Annotated in this window: 14 protein-coding genes; 6 read left to right on the forward strand and 8 right to left on the reverse strand. The window is 34.6% G+C overall.

Annotated elements, in window-relative coordinates; translation table 11 throughout:
* Positions 1-343 precede the first annotated feature (343 nt).
* A complete protein-coding gene (gene rpsA, locus CLV33_RS11575; RefSeq protein WP_105474047.1) occupies positions 344-2,179 on the reverse strand; it encodes a 30S ribosomal protein S1 in 1,836 nt (611 codons plus the stop codon).
* Positions 2,180-2,527: 348 nt separating this feature from the next.
* Between rpsA and CLV33_RS11580 the strand changes: the two genes are divergently transcribed.
* Complete coding sequence (locus CLV33_RS11580; protein ID WP_045372262.1) at positions 2,528-2,905, forward strand: LysM peptidoglycan-binding domain-containing protein; 378 nt, start codon at positions 2,528-2,530, stop codon at positions 2,903-2,905.
* 103 nt (positions 2,906-3,008) lie between these two features.
* On the opposite strand, the gene cmk is transcribed toward CLV33_RS11580, so the two are convergent.
* From cmk to lon, 4 genes are all read right to left on the reverse strand, one after another.
* Positions 3,009-3,704, reverse strand: coding sequence for a (d)CMP kinase (cmk, locus tag CLV33_RS11585; RefSeq protein WP_105474048.1), 696 nt, complete (start codon positions 3,702-3,704; stop codon positions 3,009-3,011).
* Positions 3,705-3,827: 123 nt separating this feature from the next.
* Positions 3,828-4,847, reverse strand: a complete 1,020-nt coding sequence (porQ, locus tag CLV33_RS11590) for a type IX secretion system protein PorQ (protein WP_105474049.1) — start codon at positions 4,845-4,847, stop codon at positions 3,828-3,830.
* A 74-nt stretch (positions 4,848-4,921) separates the two neighbouring features.
* Positions 4,922-5,491 carry a lytic transglycosylase gene (locus CLV33_RS11595; RefSeq protein ID WP_105474050.1) on the reverse strand — a complete coding sequence of 190 codons (570 nt, stop codon included), beginning with the start codon at positions 5,489-5,491 and terminating at the stop codon, positions 4,922-4,924.
* Complete coding sequence (gene lon, locus CLV33_RS11600; RefSeq protein ID WP_105474051.1) at positions 5,475-7,925, reverse strand: endopeptidase La; 2,451 nt, start codon at positions 7,923-7,925, stop codon at positions 5,475-5,477. The genes CLV33_RS11595 and lon overlap by 17 nt, the downstream gene beginning before the upstream one ends.
* A gap of 245 nt (positions 7,926-8,170) precedes the next feature.
* Here lon and CLV33_RS11605 point away from each other — a divergent pair, with 245 nt between their 5' ends.
* Positions 8,171-8,980 carry a hypothetical protein gene (locus CLV33_RS11605; protein WP_105474052.1) on the forward strand — a complete coding sequence of 270 codons (810 nt, stop codon included), beginning with the start codon at positions 8,171-8,173 and terminating at the stop codon, positions 8,978-8,980.
* A 57-nt stretch (positions 8,981-9,037) separates the two neighbouring features.
* Here the strand turns inward: CLV33_RS11605 and CLV33_RS11610 are convergent, their stop codons facing one another.
* The gene (locus tag CLV33_RS11610) at positions 9,038-9,709 is read right to left on the reverse strand and encodes a rhomboid family intramembrane serine protease (protein WP_042244520.1); all 672 of its coding nucleotides are present in this window, start codon (positions 9,707-9,709) and stop codon (positions 9,038-9,040) included.
* 63 nt (positions 9,710-9,772) lie between these two features.
* Between CLV33_RS11610 and CLV33_RS11615 the strand changes: the two genes are divergently transcribed.
* Positions 9,773-10,654, forward strand: coding sequence for a lysophospholipid acyltransferase family protein (locus CLV33_RS11615; protein ID WP_105474053.1), 882 nt, complete (start codon positions 9,773-9,775; stop codon positions 10,652-10,654).
* Here CLV33_RS11615 and nhaA read toward each other — a convergent pair whose 3' ends face one another.
* Both nhaA and glmM read right to left on the reverse strand, forming a co-directional pair.
* Positions 10,655-11,956: a Na+/H+ antiporter NhaA gene (gene nhaA, locus CLV33_RS11620; protein WP_105474054.1), complete on the reverse strand. Its 1,302-nt coding sequence runs from the start codon at positions 11,954-11,956 to the stop codon at positions 10,655-10,657.
* Positions 11,957-11,967: 11 nt separating this feature from the next.
* Positions 11,968-13,356: a phosphoglucosamine mutase gene (gene glmM, locus CLV33_RS11625; protein ID WP_105474055.1), complete on the reverse strand. Its 1,389-nt coding sequence runs from the start codon at positions 13,354-13,356 to the stop codon at positions 11,968-11,970.
* Positions 13,357-13,435: 79 nt separating this feature from the next.
* Here glmM and CLV33_RS11630 point away from each other — a divergent pair, with 79 nt between their 5' ends.
* From CLV33_RS11630 to uvrA, 3 genes are all read left to right on the forward strand, one after another.
* Positions 13,436-14,038 (forward strand): acyl carrier protein phosphodiesterase, encoded by a 603-nt coding sequence (locus tag CLV33_RS11630; protein WP_105474056.1) that lies wholly within the window; start codon positions 13,436-13,438, stop codon positions 14,036-14,038.
* A 140-nt stretch (positions 14,039-14,178) separates the two neighbouring features.
* Positions 14,179-14,877, forward strand: a complete 699-nt coding sequence (locus CLV33_RS11635) for a hypothetical protein (RefSeq protein WP_105474057.1) — start codon at positions 14,179-14,181, stop codon at positions 14,875-14,877.
* A gap of 126 nt (positions 14,878-15,003) precedes the next feature.
* On the forward strand, positions 15,004-17,835 hold the full coding sequence (gene uvrA, locus CLV33_RS11640) for an excinuclease ABC subunit UvrA (protein ID WP_105474058.1): 2,832 nt from the start codon (positions 15,004-15,006) through the stop codon (positions 17,833-17,835).
* The last annotated feature ends 25 nt before the right edge of the window (positions 17,836-17,860 follow it).

Below are 17,860 nucleotides of genomic sequence, written 5' to 3' on the forward strand. Positions count from 1 at the left end.
CTCGCGTTAGGGATTGTAGCGGCATCCTTTTTTTTTATTTACAAATAGGCCGTTATTACGAGAAGTGAGGCACGAGCGACGAAGTAATCTCTTTGGTTGGGAAGATTGCTTCACTGCGTTCGCAATGACGTTGGGTAAGAACAAAAAAAAAGATATAGCGGAAAGCCCGACCGGAGCCTAAGCGGAGGAAACGCCCAAAAAAAATAAAGTTAGAGTTACTATTATTAAAAAAGACACCCCTGAAGCTGAATAAGATTGCCACGTCCTTCGTCCTCGCAATGATCCATAAAAAAAGCGACTACTCAATGAGCAATCGCTTTTCTATATCAAATTGTTCAAGAAATTATTTTTTCCCGTCCATTTTATCTTTAAGCGCTTGTAAAGCATCGTTAGCATCACCTAAAGTTGGTTTTGCTTCAGCAGCAGCAGTTGCAGCCTTTTTAGCGGCAGCTTTTACGTTTGCAGCTTCTTCAGCTTTATGGATAGCAGCATGAGATGCTACTACACGTTTAAACTCTTTATTAAATTCAATGATTTTGAATTCTGCTTCTTCACCTTTCTTCAACTTGCTTCCGTCTTCTTTTTCTAGGTGACGTGTTGGTACAAATGCAACGATATCTTCGTTAAACACAATTGTAGCACCTTTGTCTACTATCTCAGAGATTTCAGCTTTATGAGTTGTATTTAAAGCAAATTCAGTTTCGTACTTATCCCAAGGGTTTACAGTAGTTTGTTTGTGTCCTAAACTTAATTTACGACCTTCAACATCCAACTCAAGTACAATAACGTCTAGTTTATCGCCAACTGCACAAAACTCTGATGGATGCTTAATTTTCTTAGTCCAAGATAAATCAGAGATATAAATTAATCCGTCGATACCTTCTTCTAATTCAACAAATACACCAAAGTTTGTAAAGTTACGTACTACACCAGTATGCTTAGAGCCTAATGGGTATTTGCTTGTAATATCTGTCCATGGATCTGGCGTTAATTGCTTAATACCAAGAGACATTTTACGATCTTCTCTATCTAAAGTTAAGATTACTGCTTCAACTTCATCTCCTACAGAAACGAAATCTTGAGCAGAACGTAAGTGTGTAGACCAAGACATTTCAGAAACGTGGATTAAACCTTCAACACCATCAGCAACTTCTATAAATGCACCGTAATCTGCGATTACAACTACTTTACCTTTTACTTTATCACCAACTTTCACCTCTTCTCCAAGAGCTTCCCATGGGTGCTTGCTTAATTGCTTAAGACCTAACTGGATTCTTGATTTGTCTTCATCGAAGTCAAGAATTACAACGTTAAGTTTCTGGTCTAATTCTACAATTTCATTAGGGTGGTTAATTCTAGACCATGATAAATCTGTAATATGAACTAATCCGTCTACGCCACCAAGGTCGATAAATACACCGTAAGATGTGATGTTCTTAACAACACCTTCTAATACTTGACCTTTTTCTAACTGACCAATAATTTCTTTCTTTTGTTCCTCAATATCAGCCTCGATAAGTGCTTTATGAGATACTACTACGTTTTTGAATTCGTGGTTGATTTTCACAACTTTAAATTCCATAGTTTTGTTTACATACTGGTCGTAATCTCTAATTGGCTTCACATCAATTTGAGAACCTGGTAAGAATGCTTCGATGCCAAAAACATCTACAATCATACCACCTTTAGTTCTGCATTTTACAAAACCATTAACAATTTCTCCAGTTTCGTGTGCTTTATTAACGCGATCCCAAGCTTTAATTACACGGGCTTTACGGTGAGATAATACTAATTGTCCTGTTGCATCTTCACGCACATCAATTAATACTTCTACCTTATCGCCTACTTTTAAATTAGGGTTGTAACGAAATTCGTTTAAAGAAATTACACCTTCTGATTTTGCGTTGATGTCGATAATAGCATCTCTATCAGTGATGTGAATTACAGTACCTTCAACAACTTCGTCGTCTAGAGTATCTACAAAATTTTCTGCTACTAATTTTTCAAATTCTTGAAGTTGTTTGTCGTCCACCTCATCAATACCTTCTTGGTAATTGTGCCAGTTGAACTCTTTTAAGAATTTTTCAGGGTTTTTTTGAGCCTCAGATACCTCTGGTGCTTCAACAGATGTTGCTTCAACCGCTACTTGGTCTTCAGCTTGTTTTGCTTTTTCAGCCATTTAATTAAATCTGCGAATCATTTAAGGGAATTCCATTTGTGTGGAAACGCCATTTCATCGCGTTTGTATTCTGTATGTTTCGAAAAGCTAACCACATAACACACAGAAGTGTTATAAATATGTTTTCTTAATTCCTCTTTATCTTTTCGATGCTGCGCTAAAAAGGAGTGCAAAAATATACATTTTCAAGTAATTAGCCTAATCTTGATTAAAAAAAATCAATACCGCTAAGGCGGTAATTTAACATGGAAAAATAGCGTATATATCTTGATGTTTAAATTTAGCAAGTTAAAACTAAATATTTATTATATTGTTAAGCTATAACATTAACTATTAAAACAACAAATCATGGTGAAAGCAAAGTATCAAGCGGTTTTAGATTTAGGGGAATCTTTAAATATACAAAATGGTGACGTGAAAGAGGAAAACGGACAATTAAAAGTATGGGGAACAGCAAAAACGCCATACGAAAAAGATTTAATTTGGGATAAAATAAAGGCTATTGGTGGTGAAAATCCCTCTGATATAATGGCAGATATTAAAGTTGCCGATAGTAGTGTTTACCACAGACATACCGTTAAAAGCGGCGAAACACTTGGTAAAATTGCTATTCAGTATTATGGTAAAGCTTCGAAATACCAAGATATTTTTAAAGCTAATTCTGATATTTTAAAGAACCCTGATATTATTCATCCCGATCAGGAATTAATTATTCCAAATCCTTGATAAGTTAGGCGAAATATAAAACGAATCTTTATTGAGTTGAAGGTTCGTTTTTTTTGTCATTGCATTAAAAAGATTGCTTTACTGCGTACGCAATGACGCAATGTTATTCATAATTTTCAAGAGTAAGTTTTACTAAACTTAGAACTTTGTTGAATTGTTCATCTAATGTTAAATTAGAGTTGTCAATTTCAATAGCATCTTCAGCTTTTACAAGAGGTGAATCTTCTCGGTTCGTATCAATATAATCACGCTCTGTTACGTTTTTTAAAACGGCCTCATAAGTAATGTTGTCGCCACGTTGTTTTAACTCATCATAACGGCGTTTGGCACGTTTTTCGGCTGATGCTGTCATAAAAATTTTAAGTTCGGCATTAGGAAAAACTACAGTCCCAATATCACGACCATCCATAACCACGCCTTTGTCCTCTCCTATTTTTTTTTGAATCACAACTAATTTTTGTCGTACTTCAGGTACAGCTGCAATTGTACTAACAAAACCAGATACCTGCAACGTACGTATTTTATGTTCTACATTTTGGCCATTTAGATAGACTTCTGCGTAACCTAGATTTTTATTGAACTGAAAACTTAATTCTATGTTATTTAATTGAGAAATCAATGCTTCTTTATAAAAATTGTTTTCTGTAATCAATCTCTTTTCTATTGCATAAAGTGTAACAGCTCTGTACATAGCACCAGAATCTACGTAAATATAATCTAGGGTTTTAGCAATTTGTTTTGCTATGGTACTTTTCCCTGTTGAAGAATACCCGTCTATGGCTATAGTAATTTTGTTCATTTAAAATACCTTGAGTGCGCTAAAGTACTTAAAGTGTGCTAAAGTGAAAAACACTAATGGGTATAATTACAATGAAATTCATAATAATGCTGTGTGCCTGAATACTGTGACTGCTAACTGATTTTACTGTAAATCAATCTGTAATCCGAAGAAATTTGAATTTGCGGCACTGGTGTATTTGGCATGCGTATAACTAAATCGCATTTTATTGAGTTTTATAGAGAAACCAGCCGATAAACCAGAGAAATTCCGTTGGTCTATAATTCGTAACTCTTCTCCCCTACGAAAATTATAACCTAAGCGAATATTAAAGCCGCCTTCTGGAAATAATTCGGCACCTAAAATAGTATGACGAATTAATTGCCCAAAGAAGCTTATGTCTTCAGAAGTTTGATTTCCTGACAAATCGCTAGTTACCCTTGACGGATTTGGTCTTCCTATGGGCCATTCCTGAAGATTCTCAAAAGTAATATGCCACCTTATGGGAACATGTTCTAGGGTTTGGGATAATCCCACGCCAATTTCAAAAGGTAAAGGTTCGTTTAAACCAGCATAAGTGGTAATTTGTGAACCTAAATTTCGTACAACTAAAGCAGCATGAAAATCTAAATCCTCATCAATATAAAGTAATCCCAAATCTACCGCTGCACCAAACGAATTATATTGCTCTAATTTTGATGTTATGAGTTTTAAATTTCCTCCAAAATAAAAATCTGAATACCCAATTTGTAGGGCATAGCCCAAGGAAAGTGCTGTTTCGGCACCTGTAAAAGTACCTGTAGACACACCATTTTCATCATAACCATCAAAAGACCCGTAATTTATATAAGTAATGCCGCCATGAAATGTTTGTGTGCGCCTATCTAAAGTATACGCATAAGAAGCCGTTCCATAACTTATCCCACCTAAATAACTCGTGTAATTTAGTGCCAATTGGTTATCCATTTCTACGTTAATAGTTGCCGGATTAAATAGCGCCTGGGTAACATCGTAATCCACATTAGTAAATACTTTTCCGCCCAAAGCCGCTTGTCTTGGAGAAGATACTAAGTTTAAAAACTGGTAGGTAGTTTCACCTCCTACTTGGGCTAGGCCAAAAGAGGTTATTAAGAAACAAAAAACAGTGATAATTTTCCTTAGCATATTTACGATACAAAGTAAATGAATCTATCTTAAAACGATAGCATGTATCATTTATTTTTTAAGGATGTGCTTTTCTATTTTAAACGTAATTTTTGACCAATATATATGGTGTTATTTTTTAAGGCGTTAAGCTGCTTTAAAGCAGCAACTGTAATACCATGTCTTTTTGCAATGTTGTACAGCGTATCACCTTTACCAACAGTCCATGTTGTGGGAGTTTCTTCTACGGCATCAAGGTTTTTAACTCTAAGTTTTTGGCCTACTGCCACTAATGTGGTTTCTAAATTATTAGCTTTTTTTAATTCATTTAAGGAAGCGCCGTATTTTTTTGACAATCCGAATAAGGTTTCGCCAGCTTTTACAATATGAAAGTTGGAAGCACTGTGCTTATGTTTTAAAAGTGCTTGTGCAACAGTGTCTATACTAGTTGTTTTGTTCTTTAAATTTGAATTTAACTGTAAAGGCTTAATGGTATCTATAGTTTTTCCATTTACTAGAATAAATTCACCAGTAGCCATATTTAATTTAGCAGGTTTACCATTCAGCAGTACATCTTTATAGGTAGGTGTTTGTTGAGCAGCTATATAATTACAACAAACTGCAACAATTACCGCAAAAAGTGTGTATTTAAAGCTTTTTTGCATATTTTACTTTTTGATTGGTAATGGCAATATCTATAACCTCGCTCATATCTGTTACATAATGAAATGTTAGCCCCTTTAAATACTCTGGTTTAATTTCCTCAATATCACGCCTATTATCTTCGCAAAGTAATATTTCTTTAATACGTGCACGTTTAGCTGCCAGAATTTTTTCTTTTATACCACCAACAGGCAATACTTTTCCACGTAGGGTAATTTCTCCCGTCATTGCTAAACTCTTTTTTACTTTCTTTTGAGTGAATAAAGATACTAAAGATGTTAACATAGTTACACCCGCACTAGGGCCATCTTTTGGAGTAGCGCCTTCTGGCACGTGAATATGTACGTTGTACTTATCAAAAACTTCAGGGTTTATACCAAAGGTTTCTGCATTAGATTTTATGTATTCCATGGCAATGGTTGCAGATTCCTTCATTACTTTTCCTAAATTTCCTGTAATGCTTAAGGTGCCTTTTCCTTTAGATAAAATAGATTCTATAAACAAAATATCGCCACCAACACTTGTCCATGCTAAACCAGTAACCACACCAGCCACATTATTGTTTTCGTATTTGTCGCGTTCTAATTTTGGACCACCAAGCACATCTATAATATCCTGATTGGTTACTTTAATATTATAATCTTCTTCCATTGCAATGTTTTTGGCTGCATGACGCACCATTTTTGCAATTTGTTTTTCTAGCCCACGAACACCAGATTCTCTAGTATAACCCTCCACAATTTTTTCTAACTGTGGTTTACCTATTTTTAAATGAGATGCGTTTAAACCATGCTCTTTTAACTGCTTTGGCAACAAATGGCGTTTAGCAATTTCTACTTTTTCTTCTATGGTATACCCCGTAACATTAATAATCTCCATGCGGTCTCTTAAAGCAGGCTGAATGGTTGCTAAACTGTTTGAAGTTGCAATAAACATAACTTTAGAGAGGTCGTAGCCCATTTCTAGAAAATTATCGTAGAACTCGCTATTTTGTTCTGGGTCTAACACCTCTAGCATTGCCGAGGAAGGATCGCCTTGATGAGAATTCGATAGCTTATCGATTTCGTCTAAAACAAATACTGGGTTTGATGTTCCGGCTTTCTTTAAACTTTGAATAATACGTCCTGGCATTGCACCAATATAGGTTTTTCTATGCCCTCTAATCTCAGCTTCATCACGCAAACCACCTAAAGATATACGCACATATTCCCTACCTAAAGCCTCTGCTATAGATTTCCCTAAAGACGTTTTACCAACCCCAGGAGGACCGTAAAGGCATAAAATAGGAGATTTCATATCGTTTCTTAGCTTTAAAACAGCTAGATACTCTATAATTCTGCGTTTTACATCGTCTAGACCATAGTGGTCTCTGTCTAAAATTTTCTTGGCACGCTTTAAGTCGAATTTATCTTTACTAAATTCATTCCAAGGCAAATCTAAAAACAGCTCTAAATAATTACGTTGGATGGAATATTCAGCCACTTGCGGATTCATGCGTTGTAGCTTCCCAATTTCCTTTTCAAAATGCTTCGCCACTTTCTCGTCCCATTGTTTTTCCTGGGCTTTAGCCTTCATTTCATCTATTTCAGCATCATGACTAACACCGCCCAATTCCTCTTGAATGGTTTTCATTTGCTGGTGCAAGAAATATTCGCGTTGTTGTTGGCTCATATCCATTTGCACTTTAGACTGAATATCGTTTTTAAGTGCTAATTTCTGAAACTCAACATTCATATATTTTAAAGTGGCCAAGGCACGACTTTTAAGATCGTTATTCTCTAAAAGCTCTTGCTTCTCTGGAACCGATAAATTCATGTTTGAGGATACAAAATTCACTAAAAAGGAATTGCTCTCAATATTCTTTATAGCAAACGATGCCTCAGTAGGAATATTTGGGCTTTCTTTTATAATTTCTAGTGCTAAATCTTTAATAGAGTCTATAATTGCAGTAAACTCCTTGTTTTGTTGTGCAGGTCTTGCCTCAGGTAAATCTTTTATGGTAGCCGTTAAATATGGCTTTTCGGTAACCACTTGCTCTACCTTAAAACGTTTTTTACCTTGTATAATAACTGTTACGTTACCATCGGGCATTTTAAGCACTCTTAAAATACGAGCTACAGTACCTGTTTTATAGATGTCTTGTGCAGTAGGGTTTTCTACCGTTTCGTCTTTTTGCGCAACAACACCAATTACTTTACTGCCTTTGTTAGCATCGTTTATAAGCTTTATAGAGGTATCTCTGCCAGCAGTAATAGGAATAACTACTCCTGGGAATAACACTGTATTTCTAAGTGATAAAATTGGGAGAGATGCGGGCAACTCTTCGTTATTTATGGCTTCTTCATCTTCAGGTGTCATTAATGGAATTAATTCTGAGTTTTCATCAAATTCCTGTAATGACAAACTGTCAAATGTTATAAAATTAGATTTCTTCATATGGTTATTTAAGTCATTCTGTCATTAAAACAGATAAAACCGTTTTTCAAATTCATTATACATGATTAAAAAACAACTGTAAATCAAATACTTAATTCATTATCAATTGTTTTTACACACTACTAAATTCAATAGTTATGCCACAGCGAATTACAATAAAAAAAATAATTGAAAAGCTAACATTTATCATTTTACTACATGTTAAACTTGTAATATATTAGCCACTTAAATTTAAAATTTTACTTATGAACTTAAAACATTTACTACTACTAATTTTTTGCGCTGGATTGTTTAACTGTGAAACTGAATCTATTGACACCCCTGAAGTAGAGCAAGAAACCGACAACACCCTAATAAAAAAAATAGTGTATAACCAGGGTACCGCAGATGAATACACCGAGATTTACACCTATAAAGATGGTAATAAACTGACAAGTCTTGATGCTAGTGATGGAAATAAAAGTATTTACACTTATGAAGGCGATAAACTTGTAAGAGAAGATATTTACATTGATGGAGTACTTTCAGCAAATAACACTTTAAAATACAACACCGATGGGAAAGTAATTGAACTCGTTGAGTATTGGTCAGAATCCTCAGGTCTACCTGAACAAACGTTCAAGATTAGTTTAAGTTATAATAGCAATGGCACAATACAAGCCGATGTGTATCGAAGCTATGAAGGATCTGACTTTGAACTTGACCATATGAATATTATTTCATATAATGGCACTAATATTTCGAGCATAAAAGACGAAGATGGCAGCACCGAATATATTTACACCTACGATACGAAAAATAATATTCATAAAAATATTTACGCCATTGAGGTTTTAAGTCTTATTGGGCACAACACCGAGTTTGGCGCATACATCTTAGGAAATAAGAATAACATAACCAGCGATTCCGAAGTTTACAATAATGAAAGTACAGCCTATACTTATGAATATGTTTACGGAGACAATGATTATCCAATATCGGCAACTTATAAGTATGTTGACAATGGAGTTGTTGATGAGGAGTCAATTGAAACTATTACTTATTTCTACGAATAAAATAAAACACCAAACTTAATTAAAAGGGCTTTTTAAAAAATAGTCCTTTTTTTATATTTATATCTTCCCCATTTTCTGTAACACAAACAGCACTACAATTGGTATGGCCAAAAGCCCAACCATTAGCAAATTGGTTTGTAAAAGCGAAGGCATTAAAATTAAAGTGATAAGATAGCCACCAACGGCACCACCAAAATGCGCATCGTGACCAATGTTACCTATTCGTTTTTTCATACCATAAATGGAGTATAATAAATAAGCAATGCCTAAAACAAAACCTGGAATTCCTAAATCTACATCACCAATACGAGAGGGTAAAAACAAAAAATAGTAATCGCGTTCTGGACGCAATAAAATAGCTGAATATAAAATACCTGTTACAGCACCACTGGCTCCTACCGCACTATAATGATATTCATCTTTATGAAAGTATAACGACAGTAAGTTTCCAGCAATTAGGCTACCTAAGTACACCACAAAAAAGTTAAACTTACCAATATCAAAAATCACTAAATCCGAGAACAGGTATAAAGCAAACATATTAAAGAATAAATGGGCAGTATCTGCATGTAAAAAGCCCGAACTAAACATGCGTATTTGCTCACCACGACGAATAGCACCGATATTAAACTTATATTTTTCAAAAAAACTAAAATCGTTAAACCCTTTATAGGATATCATAACATTAGCAGCAATTAGTACGATTGTAATGATGTCTAAATTACCCATTCTTTAAAAATTGTTTAATATCAAATTAATATATCTTTGTGGCTACAAATCTAAAACTTATAAATGCAATTTCTAGCTTATATTCTGGTTTATCCGTTTTTATATTTAATTTCTATACTTCCTTTTAGATTATTATATGCAGTTTCAGATGCCGTATATGTGCTCTTGTACTACATTATTGGTTATAGAAAAAAAGTAGTGATTGAAAATTTAAGGTTGGTTTTTCCAGAAAAGAGTGAAGCAGAAATAAAAAACATTAGAAAAAAATTCTATCATCATTTATGTGATATGATGCTGGAAGCTATAAAGTCTATTACAATTTCTAAAAGTGAAATGCAAAAACGCTATACTTTTACCAATGTTGAGGAAATACATAAACTAGAAAAAGAAAATAGAAGCATTGTACTATTTATGGGGCATTACGCCAGTTGGGAATGGATTTTTATTTTGCAAACCCAAATACAACATAAAGGATATGCCGTATATAAACAATTAAGCAACAGGTATTTCGATAAACTTGTTAAGCGCATTAGAGCCAAATATAACAGCTATTTAATTACTACAAAAGAAACCTTTGCTACCTTAATAGAAGCAAAACGAAATAACGAACTAACACTTAACGGTTTTGCGTTTGACCAATCTCCTAAACTAAATAAAGCCGTGTATTGGCAAGATTTTATGGGCATACACGTACCAGTACATGTAGGTGGTGAAATATTAGCAAAACGTCTTGATATGGCAACCACATTAGTAAAAGTAAAAAAAGTAAAACGCGGCTATTACGAAGCTACATTTTATGATATTATTAGAAATGTAAATGATTATAAAGATTTTGATATTACCAAAATGGCTTTAAAGCGAGTGGAAGAACAAATTCGAGAAGCTCCAGAGTTTTATCTATGGACACATAAACGTTGGAAACACAGAGATAAGGCCCCCTTATAATTATGCTGTTTTGCTCGTGAACCTTAAAATAAGATAACCTACAATACCTGCTGTTAAAGAACCTATTATAATGCCTACTTTTGCGGAATTCATACTAATTAGGTCTGTGGCAAATGCAAGATTGTCTATAAAAATAGACATGGTAAACCCAACACCAGCAATACTTGCAATACCAACAATTTGAGAAAACTTAACCTTAGATGGTAATTCTGTAATACCGGTTTTTACACCGATATAAGAGAATAACGTTACCCCAATAAGTTTTCCTAAAAACAAGCTTATGGCAATATTTGCCATTAAAGCAAAATTAAAATTGTAATTGGTACTAATTACTACACCAGCATTGGCAAATGCAAATACAGGTAAAATAAAATAAGCGGTTAAACTATGTAGTTCGTGCTCTAAATGTTGCAAAGGCGAACGCACCTTAAATGTTAAATCGTCTATATGGTCTATATGGTTTATTTCTTCTTCGGTTAATAAACGTTTAGGACTTTTTTTTGAAGTATTAGCTATTACATTTGAAATCGATTCTAAGTTTACAGTAAAAAACTCCATATCTATTTTACGCTTAATGGGAATTGTAAATGCTAATAATACTCCCGCAATTGTAGGGTGTATACCAGATTTTAAAAATAAAAACCATACTATTACCGCTAATACCAACCCAACTCCTAAAGAATATCGCCATTTGTAATTTAAAATAGCTAAAACCCCTATAATAGCTAAACCTATAAGAATAAACATCCAATTAATATTAGAACTGTAAAAGATAGCTATAACTAAAACTGCCGCAATATCGTCTATAATAGCAAAAGCCGTTAAGAATATTTTTAAACTTAAAGGCACTCGTTTTCCTAAAGTTCCCAAGATAGCTAATGCAAATGCAATATCGGTCGCCATGGGTATGCCCCAAGCCTTAGTTGTAGATGGATCTTGATTTAACATTAAAAACAACATAACCGGTACAAAAACGCCACCCAATGCTGCCACTAGCGGAAAAGCTGCTTTTTTTAGTGTATTAATCTCCCCTATTAGCAGTTCTCTTTTTAGTTCTAAGCCAATCAAGAAAAAGAAAATTGCCATTAACCCATCGTTTATCCAAAGAATTAATGGTTTTTTCAGTTCAAAACCTTCAGAAGAAATACCAATTTTATATTGCAACAAACTTTCATAAGACGCACCGTAGGATGAGTTTGCCCAAACCAATGCTATAATGGTAGCACCAAATAAAAGCACACCTGCTAAACTCTCTAGCTTGATAAATTTTTGAAATGGTGTAAGTAGTATTTGTTTGAGCATTGTGTAGCGGTTTAACTATTAGCTAAGGTACTAATTTCGTTAATAAACTTATCGGCCAAGGCATTGGCTTCTTGTTGGGATTTTGCTTCGGTATAAATTCTAATAATGGGTTCGGTATTACTTTTCCTTAAATGTACCCAACTTTCTGGGAAATCAATTTTAACACCATCAATCGTAGTTAATTGCTCGTTTTGGTAGCGGTCTTCCATAGTCTTTAAAATACCATCTACATCCAAACCCGGTGTTAACTCTATTTTCTTTTTACTCATAAAATAGTTAGGGTATGTTTTTCTAAGTGCGCTAACGCTCATACCTTTTTCCGCCAACAAACTTAAAAACAAAGCAATTCCTACTAATGCATCACGTCCGTAATGTAATTCAGGATAAATAATGCCTCCGTTACCTTCACCACCAATAACCACTTTATTTTTTTTCATGAGTTTCACCACATTCACTTCGCCTACTGCTGATGCTTCATACATACCACCATGTTTTTCGGTAATATCGCGTAAGGCACGTGTAGAACTCATATTACTTACTGTGTTTCCTGAGGTATGGCTCAATACATAATCTGCACAAGCTACCAAGGTGTATTCTTCGCCAAACATTTCGCCATTTTCATCCATAAAAGCTAAACGATCAACATCAGGATCTACTACAATACCAAAATCTGCATTGTGTTTTTTTACAGCTTCAGATAAATCGATTAAATGTTCTTTTAAAGGTTCTGGATTATGTGGAAAATGGCCATTTGGTTCACAGTACAACTTTACAACCTCTACTCCTAAGCGTTCTAATAACAGGGGAATAACAATACCACCTGTAGAGTTTACACCGTCTACCACCACTTTAAAACGTTCTGCTTCAATTGCTTTAACATTAACCAAGGGCAAATCTAAAACTTCAATAATATGTAAATCAAAATACGCCTTGTTTTTAGTAATTTTTCCCAAGCTATCTACATCTGCAAACGCAATGGTGTTACTTTCTGCGAGTTCTAATATTTTTTCACCCTCTACAGCATCTAAAAACTCCCCTTTTTCATTTAAAAGTTTTAAAGCGTTCCATTGTTTTGGGTTATGGCTAGCCGTTAGTATTATACCACCATCGGCATGCTCCATAGGTACAGCTACTTCAACCGTTGGGGTTGTAGACAAGCCTAAATCTATTACATGAATGCCTTGCCCTACCAAAGTTTGCATTACCAAACTCTGAATCATCTTTCCAGAAATTCGTGCATCTCTCCCCACTACAACTTTATAATTTTCCTTTTTTCGGTTTTGTTTTAACCAAGCACCATAAGCCGCAGCGAACTTTACAGCATCAATTGGCGTTAGGTTTTCACCCACGTTACCTCCTATGGTTCCTCTAATACCTGAAATAGATTTTATAAGTGTCATGTCGTTTTTTTAAATTTTAAGCACAAATATAACAGTTTCAAAATTGTATTTCTTAAACTGGAATTTGTAAATTTCACGAATGAACTACTTAGCCCATATTTATCTCTCTGGAGAAAACGATTTAATAACTATTGGAAATTTTATAGCAGATGGCATAAAAGGAAACAGATACAAAACATACGAACCAGAAATACAAATTGGTATTCTTTTGCATAGGCATATAGATACATTTACCGATGCACACAAAACGGTGAGGCAAAGTACAAAAAGGCTACACGCAAAATACAGTCATTACTCCGGTGTGATTGTTGATATTTTGTACGACCATTTTCTGGCAAAAAACTGGGAAAAATACAGCCCTATTTCTTTAGAGAATTACGTTGAAAAATTTTATACTTCACTTAATAATAATTTTGAAATTTTACCGTTGCGCATTCAAAAAATGCTGCCCTATATGATGACCGATAATTGGTTATTAACCTACGCTTCTATTGATGGTATTGCAAAGGTTTTGGCTGGTATGAACAAACGAACCAAAAACAGGTCTGGCATGAACGAAGCCGTAAAAGAGCTTGAGGAGTTTTACACAGAGTTTGAAACCGAATTCACTATTTTTTTTGACGAACTTATTGAGTTTTCTAATAAAAAACTCGGTGAATTGAAAAATGAACTAATACCCTAAACAGCATTTTTTTTAGATAAATTAAAACAAACTTAACCAATAATCGATAAGAGTATTATTGTATCGGTTTTTAACGAGTATATTTCTGTAAATGAATGATATTTGATACTTTAGATTTTTAGAGCCTCAATCTCTTTTTAATGAAACTAAAAAAACCAATAAAAATTACGCTTGGAATTGTTATCTTTTTAACACTTCCTAGCATCTTGTTTTTTAGTTTCCTATACTTTAAACATCACCAAAACTTACCCAATGGCACTGAAGGTAAAGCTGCCGACGATTTAGCTACAAAAATGCTAATTGCCCTAAATTACGAAGCCTATACAAGTACAGATTATATTGAGTGGACCTTTAAAAAAAGGCGTCATTATAAGTGGAAAAAAACAGATAACATATGTGAAGTATACTGGAAAGACTACAAGATAAAACTAGACTTAAAAGATTACGCCGAAAGTAAAGCCTATGTACACGGGTTTATTATTGAAGGGGAAATGGGTGAAGATTTAGTTGAAGATGCCAATAATTACTTTAAAAACGATATATTTTGGTTGGTAGCACCGTTTCAGGTTTTTGATGAGGGTGTATCCAGAAAACTCGTAACACTTTCAGGCAACAACAAAGCGCTTCTTGTAACCTATAAAAATAACGATGCCTATTTGTGGCATTTTGATGCCACTGGCAAACCTACTAGTTTTAATATGTGGGATTCTAAAACCCCAATTAAAGGATTAAAAGCTTCATGGAACGACTGGCAAATTGCAGAAACAGGGGTAAAACTCCCCACATTCCATAAAATCCTGTATTTTGGTATTGAAATATCTGATATAAAAACAGATTAAAATAGTTCGCACCCTAAAAAAAGTACTTTATTTAACGCTTTTATAACAGCATCCCTACTTTATTTTTAATCTCAAAAAACGTAACTTCGCAACTTTGCCTTTTAAAAAGGCAAATTATGAGTTGCTATGACTGAATTTGAAGAAAAAATTGAAGTAAAAGGTGCCAGAGTGCACAATTTAAAAAATATTGATGTTTCCATTCCTAGAGAGAAGCTAGTTGTAATTACTGGACTTTCAGGAAGTGGAAAATCCTCTTTAGCCTTCGATACCATTTATGCAGAAGGCCAACGTCGCTATATAGAAACGTTTTCGGCTTATGCGCGTCAATTTTTAGGAGGTTTAGAACGTCCTGATGTCGATAAAATTGATGGCTTATCACCCGTTATTGCCATAGAACAAAAAACAACTAGCAAATCCCCACGTTCTACCGTAGGCACCATTACAGAAATATACGATTTTTTACGCTTATTATTTGCACGTGCAAGCGACGCCTACAGTTATAATACTGGCGATAAAATGGTAAGCTACAGCGATGAGCAAATTAAAGCGCTTATCTTAAAGGATTTTAAGGGGAAACGTATTAATATTTTAGCACCCGTAGTACGTTCTAGAAAAGGGCACTACCGCGAACTGTTCGAACAAATAGCAAAACAAGGATTTGTTAAGGTAAGAACCGACGGCGAGATTAAAGACTTGGTGAAAGGCATGAAGCTAGATCGTTATAAAACCCACGATATAGAAATTGTTATAGACCGTTTGGTGGTGAATGAAGATGTAGATAACGCTAAAAGACTGTCTGAGAGCATTAATACTGCCATGTATCATGGTGATGATGTTTTAATGGTAATAGACCAAGATACGCAAGAAGCACGTTATTTTAGTAGAAGCTTAATGTGTCCATCCTCAGGGATTTCCTATCCAAATCCAGAACCCAACAACTTTTCATTCAATTCACCCAAGGGCGCCTGCGCTAACTGCAATGGTATTGGTGAACTTTACCAAGTTAATGTAAACAAGATAATTCCAGACGATACATTATCTATTAAAAATGGTGCTTTAGCCCCACATGGTCCAGAAAAGAAAAGTTGGATTTTTAAACAATTTGAAACTATAGCACAACGCTATAATTTTAAACTAACCGATGCCTTTAAGGACATTCCAGAACAAGCCAAACAAGTTATTCTTTATGGAGGTAACGAAAAATTTTCTGTTGAAAGTAAAACACTTGGCGTAACTCGCGATTATAAAATAGATTTTGAAGGTGTTGCCAATTTTATAGAAAACCAATATAAAACCGCCGATTCTACATCGTTAAAGCGTTGGGCTAAAGAGTATATGGATAAAATTAAATGTCCTGTATGCGAAGGTTCAAGGTTAAAAAAGGAATCGTTATACTTTAAAATAAATAACAAAAACATCGCAGAACTTGCTAATACCGATATAGTTGAACTAGCAAAATGGTTTAGCGATCTGCACAACCACCTTTCTAGTACGCAATTAAAAATTGCTGAAGAAATTCTAAAGGAAATAAAGGCACGATTACAATTTTTATTGGATGTAGGTTTAGATTATTTAGCATTAAATAGAAGTTCTAAATCACTTTCGGGTGGCGAAGCACAACGCATAAGGCTGGCTACCCAAATTGGCTCACAACTTGTAGGAGTACTTTATATTTTAGACGAACCCAGTATTGGCTTGCACCAACGCGATAACGAAAAATTAATTAATTCTCTAGTCTCCCTTAGAGATATTGGTAATTCTGTAATTGTTGTTGAACACGACAAAGATATGATAGAGCGTGCCGATTATGTTATAGACATAGGCCCTAAAGCAGGTAAACATGGTGGAGAAATAATTAGTATTGGCAGCCCAGACGAACTAAAGACACACAATACGCTTACCGCCGATTATTTAAATGGCGCCAAAGCTATTGAAATACCTAAAAAACGTCGTGAAGGAAATGGCAAATTTCTAGAACTCAAAGGCTGTACAGGAAACAACCTTAAAAACGTTTCTGTAAAATTTCCTCTGGGAAAAATGATTGGCGTTACTGGTGTTTCTGGAAGCGGAAAATCTACATTAATTAACGAAACCTTATACCCTATTTTAAATGCCTATTATTTTAATGGTGTTAAAAAACCGATGCCCTACAAAAGCATTAAGGGACTGGAACATATTGATAAGGTTATAGACATTAACCAATCTCCAATTGGAAGAACACCACGAAGCAATCCTGCAACCTACACCAAAACCTTTGATGAAATTAGAAGCCTATTTGCTAAAGTACCAGAGGCAATGATAAGAGGTTATAAAGCTGGCAGGTTTAGTTTTAACGTAACTGGAGGTCGCTGCGAAACCTGTAAGGGTGGCGGTTTACGTGTTATTGAAATGAATTTTTTGCCCGATGTATATGTAGAATGCGAAACATGCCAAGGTAAACGCTTTAACAGAGAAACCCTAGAAATTAGGTACAAAGGAAAAAACATAAGCGATGTGTTGAACATGACCATTAATGAAGCTGTTGGTTTTTTTGAGCACATACCTAAAATCTATAAAAAACTTAAAACCATCCAAGATGTTGGTTTAGGATATATTACACTTGGGCAACAAAGTACCACGCTTTCTGGAGGAGAGGCACAACGTATTAAGCTAGCTACAGAACTAAGCAAACGAGATACAGGAAACACCTTCTATATTTTAGATGAGCCCACAACAGGATTGCATTTCGAGGATATTCGTGTATTAATGTTGGTACTAAATAAACTTGTAAATAAAGGCAATACGGTATTAATTATAGAGCACAATTTAGATGTTATTAAAACAGTAGATCATATTATTGATATTGGTTACGAAGGCGGTAAAGGTGGCGGACAAATTGTTGTAGAGGGTACGCCAGAAGCAATTATTAAACACAAAAAAAGTTACACAGCTAAGTTTTTGAAAAAAGAATTACATTAACAGGCTTAAATTACAATATATAGAC

The organism is Jejuia pallidilutea, from assembly GCF_002973595.1.
GTDB classification, from domain to species: Bacteria; Bacteroidota; Bacteroidia; order Flavobacteriales; family Flavobacteriaceae; genus Jejuia; species Jejuia pallidilutea.